The 13,273-nt window shown below is 56.6% G+C and carries 9 protein-coding genes; 4 read left to right on the top strand and 5 right to left on the bottom strand.

Going from position 1 to position 13,273, the window contains the following annotated elements:
* Window positions 1-219: 219 nt before the first annotated feature.
* A complete protein-coding gene (locus IGS16_RS16050; protein ID WP_297087112.1) occupies window positions 220-2,175 on the bottom strand; it encodes a S9 family peptidase in 1,956 nt (651 codons plus the stop codon).
* Window positions 2,176-2,487: 312 nt separating this feature from the next.
* On the opposite strand from IGS16_RS16050, the gene IGS16_RS16045 reads away from it, so the two are divergent.
* A complete protein-coding gene (locus IGS16_RS16045; protein WP_297087110.1) occupies window positions 2,488-3,513 on the top strand; it encodes a 2-hydroxyacid dehydrogenase in 1,026 nt (341 codons plus the stop codon).
* A gap of 131 nt (window positions 3,514-3,644) precedes the next feature.
* Here IGS16_RS16045 and ftsH2 read toward each other — a convergent pair whose 3' ends face one another.
* Together ftsH2 and IGS16_RS16035 are read right to left on the bottom strand one after the other, a co-directional pair.
* Window positions 3,645-5,531, bottom strand: coding sequence for an ATP-dependent zinc metalloprotease FtsH2 (gene ftsH2, locus IGS16_RS16040; RefSeq protein WP_297087108.1), 1,887 nt, complete (start codon window positions 5,529-5,531; stop codon window positions 3,645-3,647).
* 514 nt (window positions 5,532-6,045) lie between these two features.
* The gene (locus tag IGS16_RS16035) at window positions 6,046-6,939 is read right to left on the bottom strand and encodes a hypothetical protein (protein ID WP_297087106.1); all 894 of its coding nucleotides are present in this window, start codon (window positions 6,937-6,939) and stop codon (window positions 6,046-6,048) included.
* A 321-nt stretch (window positions 6,940-7,260) separates the two neighbouring features.
* On the opposite strand from IGS16_RS16035, the gene IGS16_RS16030 reads away from it, so the two are divergent.
* A complete protein-coding gene (locus IGS16_RS16030; RefSeq protein WP_068516133.1) occupies window positions 7,261-8,031 on the top strand; it encodes a PspA/IM30 family protein in 771 nt (256 codons plus the stop codon).
* 232 nt (window positions 8,032-8,263) lie between these two features.
* The gene (gene trxA, locus IGS16_RS16025) at window positions 8,264-8,602 is read left to right on the top strand and encodes a thioredoxin (protein WP_172356161.1); all 339 of its coding nucleotides are present in this window, start codon (window positions 8,264-8,266) and stop codon (window positions 8,600-8,602) included.
* A gap of 42 nt (window positions 8,603-8,644) precedes the next feature.
* On the opposite strand, the gene IGS16_RS16020 is transcribed toward trxA, so the two are convergent.
* Complete coding sequence (locus tag IGS16_RS16020) at window positions 8,645-9,268, bottom strand: flavin prenyltransferase UbiX (protein WP_297087104.1); 624 nt, start codon at window positions 9,266-9,268, stop codon at window positions 8,645-8,647.
* Between the two features lie 267 nt (window positions 9,269-9,535).
* On the opposite strand from IGS16_RS16020, the gene recJ reads away from it, so the two are divergent.
* Complete coding sequence (gene recJ, locus IGS16_RS16015) at window positions 9,536-12,646, top strand: single-stranded-DNA-specific exonuclease RecJ (protein WP_297087102.1); 3,111 nt, start codon at window positions 9,536-9,538, stop codon at window positions 12,644-12,646.
* A gap of 92 nt (window positions 12,647-12,738) precedes the next feature.
* Here recJ and IGS16_RS16010 read toward each other — a convergent pair whose 3' ends face one another.
* A complete protein-coding gene (locus IGS16_RS16010; protein WP_297087100.1) occupies window positions 12,739-13,227 on the bottom strand; it encodes a sensor histidine kinase KdpD in 489 nt (162 codons plus the stop codon).
* Window positions 13,228-13,273: the final 46 nt, after the last annotated feature.

Below are 13,273 nucleotides of genomic sequence, written 5' to 3'. Positions count from 1 at the left end.
TTCCCTTAACTTTTTTGGAGCAGGCAATTCGTGAAATTACATAGGTTCTGAAAGCAGTTGATACCGCTGCCCCATCAAAAGCCTGCCCTAAATGTCTGAGTTCCATGAATTCACGAGAGGTTCTTTTAAGTTTCCCTATAGAGTCGATAGAACGCATCACCTCCTGCAAACTTTTATGCAAACTTGCCTCTTGCGTAATCTTGCAAACTGATTGCAAGCTCAGAGGTTGGCGATCGCCACTGCTTCCATCTGCTCTGCCAGCGGAAAACCAAACACTCGCGCATAGAAATAGAGTTCACCATCCAGCGCCCGTTTAATGTTCTCTGCTTTGCGGAAGCCGTGTTGTTCGCCCTGAAACAGCACGTAGGCCACGGGCAGTCCCTTTTCTTGCAGCGCGTTGACCATCATCTCCGCCTGATTGGGCGGCACGATTTTGTCTTCATCACCCTGGAAAAAGATGAGGGGGCAGTTGAGCCGATCGATGGCGTGGATGGGCGATCGCTCGATATACAAATCGCGGCGGGCAGGGTAGGGACCGATCAGTCCGTCCAGATAGCGCGATTCAAACTTGTGGGTGTCCTTTGCCAGCGCCTCCAGATCGCTTACGCCATAGTGGCTGGCCCCAGCTTTGAACACATCGCGAAACGCCAGCGCCGCCAGCGTGGTATAACCGCCCGCGCTGCCGCCGTCGATGCAGAGGCGATCGCCATCTACCCAGCCCTGGTCTGCCAGATACTTCGCACCATTCACGCAGTCGTCTACGTCCACAATGCCCCAGTTGCCCTTTAGCCGTTCGCGATACTCGCGCCCGTAGCCCGTGCTGCCGCCATAGTTCACGTCCAAAATAGCGATGCCCCGGCTTGTCCAGTATTGAATGCTGGGGCTGAAGGTGGCGCTGGTGGCAGCGGTGGGCCCGCCGTGAATTTTCACCAAAAGCGGCGGTTTTTCCCCGGCGGGTGCAATGAAATCCTGATTTTGGGGCGGATAGAAAAAGCCGTAGGCGGTGAGGCCGTGGGTCGTGGGAAACTCGATTGCCTGCGGTACAGAAATATAGCCAGGATCAATTTCCAGGGTACTGGCGCGGCGCAGTTCCGTGATTTGCCCTGTAGACAGGTCGAGATGGGCGATCGCCCCCGGTTTCGTCGGCGAACCCGCGCCAAACACCACCGAGGAACCCGCCACCTGGAGGCCACCAATGCTGGTGTAGGGGGTGGGAATCTCAGTGAGTTCCAGCGTGTGCGTGTGCAGCCGCGCCAGTTTAGAAATGCCGTCTTCGCTGTAGGTGCAAATCAGCGAATCTGCCGACTCAAAGCCGTAGGTAGACATGCCAAACACCCACAGCGGCAGCCCAAACTCGGCAGGCTTGGGGCAGAGCGGCTCTGGCGTAGCAGTGGCAACGTTCCAGCGGTAGAGGTTCCACCAGTTCGTGCGATCGCTCACAAAGTACAATTCTCCATCCGGCGACCAAACGGGCTGAAAAATCGACTCCGCATCGCCGCCGACAATCTTCTGCGGTTCTCCCAAACGACCGTCTGCATTGACCTCCGCAACCCACAGCGTCGTGCCGTCCCACGGCATATTCGGATGGTTCCACTCGATCCAGCACAGCCGCGATCCGTCAGGACTCAGCCGAGGAAAGGCGTAGAAGTCGCTGCCCGACACCAGCACCGTTCCTGCATCCAGCCCTCCATCTGAGGATGAAAGGCTAACGGACACGATCGTATTCACGGGTTCGTGATCATTTTGGGAATGATCTTCGCGCACGCAGATGAGCCGATTTCGCACACGATCGAACACAGCATCGGCATAGCGAAACGCACCTTCGGGCGTAATCGGCTGCGGCGCTTCATCCGGACTTATTTGATACAAGCGCTGATCTGCGAAGTTCGAGAAATACACAATGCCATCCTGCACGATGTACGCACCGCCGCCATACTCATGTACGCGAGTCCGAACGTTAAACGGTAGGGGAGTGAGATCCTGTGTGGAAGCATCTGGAGAACTTGAGGGCGATCGCCGCACGACCACATTCCGCCCACCTTCCGTCGGTCGCCCCTCACTCCAGTACACATCGCCACCATCCAGCCGCACCTCACCCAAGCGCAAGCTTCCCGCCACAATCAGGTCTGAGGTGATGGGCGATTTCCAAGAGCCAAAGGGGGCAATCTGCGGCATGGTCACGGGTTTCCTGCTAACGTCTGCGGAGCAAAGTGGGTTCTAATATTTCTGGGTTCTAGTATTTCGATGTCTTTGCATACGATGTCTTGCACACGATATCTTGCACAGGGCTGGATGGCAGTCCTGACATCGAACTAGCCATTCAGTTAAAACCTGGGTTCAAACCTCTGGCTTCACAAGCCCATCTAGCTGCCAATGTATCGCAGAATAGCCCGGAGTTTTCGGGTTTGCCGATATCATAAGCTTCAAAATTTGAGAAACTGACCGTGCCTGCATCTCGCATAAACTTCAGCTTTTTGGAGAAACTGCATGAAGGTTGCTGTTTTTAGTACCGAACCTTACGATCGCAAGTTTTTGGATGCTGCCAATGCGGCGGCCGGGTCGCCTCACGAACTCGTTTATTTTGATGTCCGTCTGGAACCCAAAACAGCGCTTCTCGCGGCTGGATTCCCCGCAGTCTGCGTGTTTGTGAACGATGACGTAAGTGCTGACACCCTCCGTTCCCTGGCAGACGGAGGAACCCGCCTCGTTGCTCTGCGCTGCACAGGATATAACAACGTCGATTTGGAAGTAGCCGCCGAGTTGGACATGAAAGTTGTGCGGGTCGTTGCCTACTCCCCCTATTCCGTGGCAGAACATGCAGCCGGGCTGATTCAAATGCTCAATCGCAAGCTCTACCGGGCCTATAGCCGAGTGCGCGACGACAATTTTTCGCTCAATGGGCTACTGGGCTTTGATCTGCACGGCAAAACGGTTGGCGTAGTGGGTACGGGCAAAATCGGCGTGATTTTTGCCCAAATTATGCACGGCTTTGGCTGCCACCTGCTGGGCTATGACCCCTACCCCAACCCCAAGTTTGAAGCGTTGGAAGATGCCCGCTATGTAGATTTGTCAGAACTCCTGGCTCAGTCGGACATTATCTCGCTGCACTGCCCGCTGACCCATGAAAATCATCACCTGATTAATGCCACCACGATCGCCCAAATGAAAGATGGTGTCATGCTGATCAACACCAGCCGGGGCAAGCTGATTGACACCAAAGCGGCGATCGCAGGCATTAAATCGGGCAAAATCGGCTACCTGGGCATCGATGTCTACGAGGAAGAGGAGGAGCTATTTTTCCGCGACCTCTCCGACACCGTGATTCAAGACGACACCTTCCAGCTTTTGCAGTCCTTCCCGAACGTCGTCGTCACGGCACACCAGGCCTTCTTCACTCGCGAAGCCTTGAACGACATCACCACCACCACCATCACTAGCATCAGCGACTTTGAGCAGGGCAACCCGCTTAAGGACGAGGTAAAACTGCCGCAGAAGGTCGCCACGCCTGCCTGATCCCCGGAGTCATCAGGGAATTTCGTCCACCCAAGTGATTCGGAGCAATACCTACAAAAAAGCTGCTGTGACATCACAGCAGCCTTCTTTTTAACAACTGAAGCAGATTTCAAAACGTCCTGTAGACCGCCCTACAACTGAGGCACGTAGGACTCCTTCTCCGGCACGTCTACATACTCAGCCACAATGCGGCGGAACTCGTCGCCATCGATTGTTTCTTTCTCGATCAGCAGATCCACAAGACGATCGATCACCACGCGGTTGTCCCGAATAATGCGGCAGGTTTCTTCGTAGCAATGCTCCACGATAGAGCGAACCTGAGCATCAATCCGAGCCGCAATCTCTTCGGAATATTCCGATCGGGTCATCCAGTCGCGACCCAGGAAGACCTCACCCTGCTGGCTCTCCAGCGACACCGGGCCCAAATCCGACATACCAAAGCGCGTCACCATTTGCCGCGCCATGCCCGTCACTTGCTGTAGGTCATTGCCTGCGCCTGTGGTGACTTCGGCATCACCAAAGATGACCTGCTCCGCAGCGCGTCCGCCCAGGGCACCCATAATGCGAGCCAGGATCTGCGAACGAGAGATAAGCGCCTGGTCTTCGCTGGGTGTGAACCAGGTCAAGCCCTGAGCCTGTCCGCGAGGGATCAGCGTCACTTTCTGCACCGGGTCATGATCCTTGACCAGCGTGCCGACAATGGCATGGCCAATTTCGTGGTAGGCAATCAGGCGCTTGCTCTTGCTATCGACCAAGGGGGTTCCCTCCATGCCAGCCACCACGCGATCGACGGCATCGTCAATCTCCAGCATCGTGATTTCGTCCTTGCGGCGGCGGGCGGTGAGGATGGCGGCTTCGTTCAGCAGGTTGGCCAGGTCTGCCCCAGAGAACCCGGGCGTGCGGCGGGCGATCGCCTCCAGAGACACTTCCTTCGCCAGCTTCTTGTTGCGGGCATGGACTTGCAGCACCTCCAGGCGACCCTTGATGTCCGGCGGCGACACTTCCACCTGCCGATCAAAGCGACCGGGGCGCAGCAGCGCAGAATCTAGCACGTCAGGACGGTTCGTGGCGGCGATGATGATGATGCCCGTGTTGCCCTCAAAGCCGTCCATCTCAGTGAGCAACTGGTTTAGGGTTTGCTCCCGCTCGTCGTTGCCGCCGCCGATGCCCGCGCCGCGCTGCCGACCCACCGCGTCAATCTCGTCGATAAAGATAATGCAGGGCGCGTTTTCCTTGGCTTTTTTGAACAGGTCGCGGACGCGGGATGCACCCACGCCGACGAACATTTCCACGAATTCCGAACCAGAAATACTGAAGAAGGGAACGCCCGCTTCTCCGGCGATCGCCTTGGCCAGCAAAGTCTTCCCGGTTCCAGGCGGCCCCACAAGCAATACGCCCTTAGGAATCTTCGCCCCCACAGCGGTAAAGCGTTCCGGCTTCTTCAGGAACGTCACCACCTCTTGTAGTTCTTCCTTGGCTTCCTCAATGCCGGCCACGTCATCGAACATCACGCCCGTCTTGGCTTCCATCATGAAGCGGGCGCGAGACTTGCCGAAGTTCATCGCCTGCCCCGGCCCACCGGGCACGTTGCTAGAGCGACGGAACAGCAGGAACAGCCCGCCAATCAGCAGGATGGGGAACAGTAAATTGCCGAGGAGTCCCCAAATCGCCGCATCGTTGCGGGGCGGATGCACATCGAAACTGATGTGGTCAGTTCTCAGCCTAGAGACCAACTCTGGCGCATTTCCTGGCAGATCAACCCGCAGCCGCTGAATGCGATTATCCAACTCTGGATCGACGGCTTCCACAATGGCCGTGCGACCGCCCTCATACAGATCCACGCTGGTCACACGGCCCGCATCCAGATATTCCAGAAAACGGCCGTAGGTCATGCGGGTGCTGGCGGTGTTTTGCCCCATGCCCATTGGGGAGGTGGTAAATGCACCCTGCCAAAAGAAGAAGCCGACCACTAGGGCTGGCAATGTCCAAAGGAGGATGACTCTCCAGGAAAGTTTCATAACGCCAGGTGCCTCTAAAAACTGCAACTAAAGACTCGGACTAAAGGCTCGAACTTAAAGACTCAAGAGCTTAAGACTCGGAGCTGCGGAGACTCGAAGACTCAGAGAAGGACTGACAGCGTTGAACGACCGGGCAGAGAATGAGCCTGCGTCAGACAACTTTCAGACAACTTTACGTTAAACCAATTCATTCAGCCAATGCTTATAGCTAGAGCTTATAAGAATAAGTCAACATTATCAGAGTCAACCCCTGTCAACACTATCAGGAAAGTAGGGTTCACCCAATGCAAACGTCCAGTAGGTCTAGACAGAGAAGACAGCCAGAGTGCTTCAGGGAACTTCTATTTCTGAGAACGAATCTTAACTAAATTTAACTTAATTTCTGAAGTTCGGACAACTTATAGTTGCAGTGCCAGTTGCAGTGCCAGTTGCAGATCTAGTTATAGTGCTAGCTACAGGGCCCTCGCCCTGTCGGGTTGCATGTGGTTGGCTGAGGTCAGGGTTTCACCCTGGGCTAGCTCGACAGTCGTAGGTGCCGCCAGTGAAAAATTGCGCCGAGCAAAGCAGCTAAGCCCATTAGCACGCCGGGTTCAGGGGTGGATTGGGGCGATCGCCCATGCAGCACAAAATTGAGGTCGGGCGAAGAACCGTCCCAGCGATGGTTCACTGCCTTAAACGTCGTGAGGTTGGTGGCGGGGTTGTAGGAAAAATTGTCCAGGATAGTATAGCCCGGCCCTATGCCCCGAAACTCTAGCTGGCCGGGGTTGCTGCCCTGGGTTGACCAGTTGCCCGGAAGGGCGATCGCCAGTTCATAGTCTGGCGGAATCAGCCCCGTATTGGAGCCGCCGCCCAGAAACTCCAAATCCCACGCATCTCCATCAAACGATCGCACCAGCCAGCTATCGGCAAAGCTTCCCTCTGGCGCAGTGGCAACGGGGGTGTCGTAGCGGATTTCAAATCCGCCCGGCCCGCCGTTCGACACGATGAAATGGGTAAACACATTGCCGCTCTGGGTGACGCTGGCGATGCTATTGCTGCCAGACGGCAAGCCGACGAAATTTTGGGCGCTGGTTTTTAGCTGGGTGTCGAGCGTAATTAGGTCGCCTCGCTGAGCGTCGGTGGTGTAGGTAATGCGGTAGGACGCAAGCGCATCGGCAAAGTCGGGCTGGCTAAAGCTGAGGTCATAGGCAGACTGGCGAGAGTTGAAGCTGAAGGCCGTAGCGGCTTCCACACCAGCCCCGAAGACAAGAGCGATCGCCCCCATAGAACCCAGCAGTACACCTAGCACGCCAGATCGAAGGGCAGGATTGGGAAGCGCAGATAAAAGGTGATCCGAAGCGTGGGGCGATCGCTCGTCACGCCTGAAAGACTCTGGGTCAGCAGCATCTACAGCGTAAATTCTATACATAGAGGTTATGGGAGGTGATGGGAGTTTATAGAAAATTTTGTGGAGACGTTCAACGACGCGATTCTGATAAAGGGCAAAGCAAAACCGCCCGGTTCAGACCTTGTAGCGAAATGAACGGACTTGAACCAGTAGATGCCCAGACCCTATAACCACGCTAATATCCCGATATTGCACTAAATCTTTTGACCCAAAGACTCAAGAAAACCAAATTTAAGCATTTCTTATACCCGCTGATTTCCCCCAAGCGAGTTTTTACCCTGTCATCTGCGCTGGAGTAATGCCTAAAATAAGGTGGAACTGCCGCAAAGGGAAAAGATTCTCATGGGACTGTTTGATCGTGTAAGCCGGGTGGTGCGGGCCAACCTCAACGCCGCCGTTAGCTCTGCCGAAGACCCCGAAAAGATTCTGGATCAGGCGCTGATCGACATGCAGGAAGACCTGATCCAAATGCGCCAGGCGGTGGCCAGCGCGATCGCCAGCCAAAAGCGGATGCAGCAGCAATACAACCAGGCGCAGACCGAAGCCAACAACTGGCAGCAGCGGGCCCAGCTAGCCCTGCAAAAAGGCGACGAAAGCCTCGCCCGCGAAGCGCTGAACCGCAAGAAGGTGCAGCTTGACACCTCTGCTGCGTTGAAGACCCAGCTTGACCAGCAGAGCGCCACGGTTGACACGCTCAAGCGCAACCTGATCGCCCTGGAAGGCAAGATTGCCGAAGCCAAAACCAAAAAAGACATGCTCAAGGCCCGCGCCAGTGCTGCCAAGGCCAATGAGCAACTGCAAAACACCGTCGGCAAGCTGGGCACCAGCACGGCAATGGGTGCATTTGAGCGCATGGAAGAAAAGGTGCTGCAAATGGAAGCCCGCTCTCAGGCTGCGGCCGAGCTAGCCGGAACCGACCTGGAAATGCAGTTTGCTCAGCTAGAGTCGAGTACAGATGTGGATGCTGAACTGGAAGCCATGAAGGCACAACTGATCGGCGGCGCGTCGCCTGCTCAGAGCCAACTGCCTGCGTCTGCCCCCAGCACCACCACGACCGATGCTTCGGTGGATGCCGAGCTAGAGCAACTGAAAACCCAGCTTGACCAGCTTTAACTGATTGGGTTCAGCGCTTTTGATAAAGATAGGCAAAATTTTAGGCGAGATGATGCAGAGGGATTCTATGTAGAGGGATTCTTCAGGCTCATCTCGCTTTTTAGCGACAACTTTGGCAGAGTTTTGCAAGTTTTGCGCGACTGCCAGGGTTCTCCCCGGCGTGTGGCACGATGGATAAGTGCCCTTTGTGCGGCATCAACCCAAGCACTTTAGCAAGCTGATTAGACATTTTATGAGTAGCAGCGTGGTGGTCATTTCTGACTCCGAGTTTGAAACGACCGTTCTGCAAACCGACCAGCCCGTGCTGGTGTATTTTTGGGCCCCGTGGTGTGGGCCGTGTCGCCTGATGTCGCCGATGATGGAATCCGTTGCCAGTCAGTATGGCGATCGCCTCAAAATTGTCAAAATGGAAGTCGATGCTAATCCCGAAGCGGTCGCCCGCTACAAGGTAGAAGGCGTGCCTGCCCTGATTCTGTTCCGAGAAGGACAGCCCGTGGAGGCGATCGAGGGTGTGGTTAACAAGCAGCGGATCGAGGGCTTTTTGGACGCGCACCTGCCCCAGCCTGCGTAGTGCTAAAGCCTATGGGGTTCTAAAGCGGCCAATCCCTCTCTGCTAATGTCCCTCCCAGCGCTTGAGCGGCACACAGTCGATGTCGAACTGATCCAGCGCTCGCGCTACGACAAAATCCACCAGATCTTCCACCGTCTGCGGGTGGTGATACCAGGCCGGAATCGCTGGCACAATCCGCGCTCCGGCTTCGGCCAGCGTCGTCAAATTCCGCAAATGAATCAGGCTAAAGGGCGTTTCGCGGGGTACGATTACCAGCTTGCGCCCTTCTTTTAGCTGCACGTCTGCGGCCCGCTCCAGTAGGTCAGAACTGAGGCCCGCCGCCAGTTTGCCCACGGTACTCATGCTGCACGGCATCACCAGCATCCCCGCCGTGCGAAAGGAGCCGCTGGCAATGTTAGCCCCCACATCGCCCCAGGGATGACAGCGCAATTTGCCCCCCTGTTCCACGCCCGCCTGCTGCCGCCAAAACTCCTCCTGCTGGGCCGGCTCCGCAGGCATCCGAATGCCCAGTTCTGCCTGCCACACCATATAGGTCGATTTGGACGCGACCAGTTCGACAGCATAATCTGCCCGCAGCAAGAACTTGAGCGATCGCACGGCATAGATCAGCCCAGATGCGCCCGTGACACCGAGAATCAGGGGAAGAGAGGAAGTTTGAGATTGCAAGAGCTTAAAGGAGAAGGGGAAAAACCATTTGATCAACCATTCTCTTCCTAATTATCACTCCTGGGCTTTGGGACGCAGAAAGATGCGATCGCCCCCGCATGCCCCCTCCGCGCCCCAGTCAGCCTCTCAGCATCAAAAATCAGTCCATTTCAAGGCGCAGAGTTGTACCCTTGGGAAAAGACAAGGATCATACAGAGCGATCGCCCCCCTCGCAATTCCCCCTTCCCTCTTCGTTCTTCTCTCTTCCCTCTTCCCTCTTCCCCCACCGTGTCCACCCCCTCCCCACCCCGTCCCCGCTCCCACCGCATTCCCAGCCAGCGCTGGCAAATTGCGGCGGCCGATCCGGAGCGGGCGGCGCGGCTGGCAGCAGCGGCCGATCTCAGCCCTGTGCTGGGGCAGGTCTTGCTGAATCGAGATATCGGCACGCCCGACCAGGCGCGAGTATTTCTCAATCCTGAGTTGATGCAGCTAGCTTCCCCGATGGATGAGTTTCCTGACCTGGCAGAGGCGGTGAGCATTTTGCAAATGGCGATCGCCCGACAGCAGCGAATCGCCATCTGCGGCGACTACGATGCCGACGGCATGACCAGCACGGCGCTGTTGTTGCGGGCGCTGCGATCGCTCGGTGGGCGCGTCCAGTCAGAAATTCCCAGCCGCATGAAAGAGGGCTACGGCATCAACCACCGCATCGTGGAAGACTTTCACGCCCAGGGCGTGCGGGTGATCTTGACCGTAGACAACGGCATCGCGGCGGCGGGGCCCATTGGCTTTGCCCGTGATCTGGGAATGCACGTCATCGTCACCGATCACCACGACCTTCCGCCCGAACTGCCCCCCGCCCACGCCATTCTGAATCCCAAATTAATTGCCGAAAGTTCGCCCTATCGAGGGCTGGCAGGCGTGGGCGTGGCTTACATCCTGGCCATCTCGCTGGCGCAAGCGCTAGGGCAAACCCAGGATCTCACCGGGCCGCTGCTGGAGCTATTCACCCTGGGCACGATCGCCGATCTGGCTCCCCTGACGGGGGTAAATCGGCGCTGGCTGCAACGGGGACTGCGGCGGCTGCCCAAGTCGCGATTGGCAGGCGTACAGGCTTTGATCCAGGTGGCTGGCGTGAATCCAGAGCAGGACGCGCTGAAGCCGGAAGCCATTGGGTTTCGTCTGGGCCCACGCATCAATGCCGTGGGGCGCATTGCCGACCCAAATATAGTGATTGATCTGCTAACGACGGACGATCCGGACGTGGCGCTAGAGCGGGCAATGCAGTGCGAAGAAGTAAACCAACTGCGGCAGCGGTTGTGCGAACTGATTGAACAGGAGGCGATCGCCCTTGCCGAAGCCCACGCGCCAAACCTACAAAACGACCGCGTGCTGCTGCTGGTGAAGGACGGCTGGCATCATGGGGTGATTGGCATTGTCGCGTCGCGGCTGGTGGAGCGCTACGGCGTGCCCGTGTTCATTGGCACCTACGAAGAAGGCGACCCGACGCGGATTCGCGGCTCGGCGCGGGGCATCCCCGAATTTAACGTGTTCGATGCGCTGCAATGCTGCGCCGATATCCTCGACAAGTTTGGCGGACACCGGGCGGCCGGCGGCTTTTCCCTGGCCACAGAGAACCTGGAGGAAGTGCGATCGCGCCTGCGAATCTTCGCCAACATGCACCTGCAACCCCAGCACCTGCGCCCGCTGATCGAAGTCGATGCCCAGGCCAACCTGCGCGACCTTACCCTCGACTTGTATCAGCAGATCGACCAACTCCACCCCTGCGGCATTGGCAACCCCGACCCGGTGTTTTGGACTCCCAACGTCCGCATTGTAGAACAGCAGGTGATCGGCAAAGACCGCTCCCATCTGCGCGTCGTCGTGTCTCAGGAGGAGGATGAGTCTGGCATGAAGGCGATCGCCTGGCGATGGGGTGAATATTGCCCCCTACCCAGTCCCATTGACATCGCCTACCGCCTCCGCCTCAACGAGTGGAACGGTCAGGTCAATGTCGAGCTAGAACTCATCGGCATCCGTCTTCCTGGCGGCGTTCCCATCCCAGATTTGCCAGCCCCTCCGCCTAACTCTGCTGAACCCCAGCCCAGCCCACCCTCCCCTCCTGCTGGACTCGCCTTCCCCTTCAACAACCGCACCTACACCTGCCACATCACCACCGTCGAGGGTCAGCGCGAACTGCACATCTACAATCCCGACGGGCAGCTTTTGGCCACTCGCCCCAAAGAAACCTGGGGATTTTTGGGCAAGAGCCGCGCTGACGCTCAACCTGTGGATGTCTCCCAGCCGCACTATTTTAACCTGATTCGCGCCGCCCTCAACGCGCTGGAAATCGCGGAAAAAACTGATCTGCTTAAAAAAAAAGATCGACTCCTAGCTGAAAAAGACCAGCACATCAACGCGCTCACCCAGCAGCTTGCCCATTTGCAGCAACAGCTAGACCGTCTCTCCGCCGAACAGCCGCAGACTCCGCGCTCCCAGACCGAGGCCGAACCGGATCACGCCGAAAATCAACTGCGCCGACCAGCCACCATCCCACAACCGCAAGCCCAAATCGACACAATGATCGACACAATGCAGGATGCTGTCTCGGCGGAATTTGCGTTGGAATCTGCATTACCGAATCAGCAGGCGGGTTCTGCAAGCCCAACGCCCAGCGCCCCAGTCTTTCCTCAACCTGCTTTCCCCAAACCTGCATTTCCCAAAAACATAAAAGCGCACCTTGGCAAGAAAGTCTGGTATTGCCTCAATGCCCAAAGCCAGCAGGACTTACAAACGGCTCAACGGCTGATGGGCGAGTCTGGGGGAGAAACGGACGCTGCCGCAGCGGATTATGCCGATTATGCTGCTGCCGATTATGCTGCCGTGGGGCGATCGCTCTGTGCGGTTGTGCTGCGGGAAGTCGTCGAGCCGTTTATCGCCGCGCTGGGTGAATATTGGCTAGAGCAGACAGGCGACACGCAGCTTGGCGACCTTTCGCTCGATCCAGAGGAGTTCAAAACGCCCAACGCCCTACATATTTTGGCGATGCTCCTTGCGCCCACTTGGCAAGCCATTCGAGAATCCGCGCTGAAGATGCCGCTGGAACCCGCCGCTGTGGATCTCTACGTCTCAGCAGGCAACCCCGACGACGAAGCCGCAGCGGATGCCCGCTATCAGGTTACGGAGTTTCTGCAAACCTGGGAGCATCCGGTGGCAGCTTGGATGCAGCATGACTCTGCTGCTGCTGCGAGTCTGCTGGCGCAGGTGGGGCAATTGAGTTTGGGGGCTTTTGGGGAGGGGCGATCGCTCTATCCCTGGCAGTTGAACGGATTGCAGCAAAAGATTTTGGGAAAGTCGGCTAAATCGGGGCTATTGCAATCGATCTATGGCGGCTCGTAGCACATTAGCGACCAGGCAGATGCGGGTTTGGTGGGTATGCAATCACAAATTCCACCCTTGTTTTTTTCTCAGGGCAAAGCAATAGGCTGCCTTTAAGCCGTTACAGTTGGGCCAAAGTTCAACCAGTCCATTGGAAACTCGACGATAAATGCAACCTGATTGTTAGCGCTCTCGGCTCGAATAATTCCTCCAAGCCGCTCTACAAGCTTTTTTGCTAAAGCCAATCCTAGCCCAGTGCCTCCATGTCTCCAGGGGTCAAGGCTGGGCACACGATAGAACTTATCAAAGATTCGCTCTAGCTCGCTTTCAGGAATCTCGATGCCCGTGTTAGTAACCACCAATTTTAAATAGCCCGCTTCTGCCCAGGCTGAAAGGGTAATGATCCCCTCAGCAGGGGTATATTTGCAGGCATTATGAAGCAGTTCACTCAGAATTCGAGATAGATAAGCGAGATCCGTTGTGAATACAGGTAATGCTTCAGAAATAGCCAGTTGAAGCTGCTGCTGCTGGCTACGGGCTTGCAGTTCAAACGGCTCTGCAAGATGGGGTAGCCACTCGCGCAGATTAATCGTCGGGTGCATGTCACCTTCTTGAGAGGAAATTAGAGCAGGTTGTTGAGGTAAGCAC

Origin of the sequence: Thermoleptolyngbya sp. C42_A2020_037, assembly GCF_015272455.1 — a bacterium.
In the GTDB taxonomy this organism is placed as follows: Bacteria; Cyanobacteriota; Cyanobacteriia; order Elainellales; family Elainellaceae; genus Thermoleptolyngbya.
Note: the sequence above shows the minus strand (reverse complement) of the source record. Positions and strands in the feature narration are given on the sequence as shown.

Bases quoted from the DNA above. Each gene is read 5' to 3' on its own strand.
- IGS16_RS16030 (WP_068516133.1), top strand. From the start codon at position 7,261: ATGGGACTGTTTGATCGTGTAAGCCGGGTGGTGCGGGCCAACCTCAAC.
- IGS16_RS16045 (WP_297087110.1), top strand. From the start codon at position 2,488: ATGAAGGTTGCTGTTTTTAGTACCGAACCTTACGATCGCAAGTTTTTG.
- IGS16_RS16050 (WP_297087112.1), bottom strand. From the start codon at position 2,175: ATGCCGCAGATTGCCCCCTTTGGCTCTTGGAAATCGCCCATCACCTCA.
- IGS16_RS16035 (WP_297087106.1), bottom strand. From the start codon at position 6,939: ATGTATAGAATTTACGCTGTAGATGCTGCTGACCCAGAGTCTTTCAGG.
- ftsH2 (WP_297087108.1), bottom strand. From the start codon at position 5,531: ATGAAACTTTCCTGGAGAGTCATCCTCCTTTGGACATTGCCAGCCCTA.
- trxA (WP_172356161.1), top strand. From the start codon at position 8,264: ATGAGTAGCAGCGTGGTGGTCATTTCTGACTCCGAGTTTGAAACGACC.
- IGS16_RS16010 (WP_297087100.1), bottom strand. From the start codon at position 13,227: ATGCACCCGACGATTAATCTGCGCGAGTGGCTACCCCATCTTGCAGAG.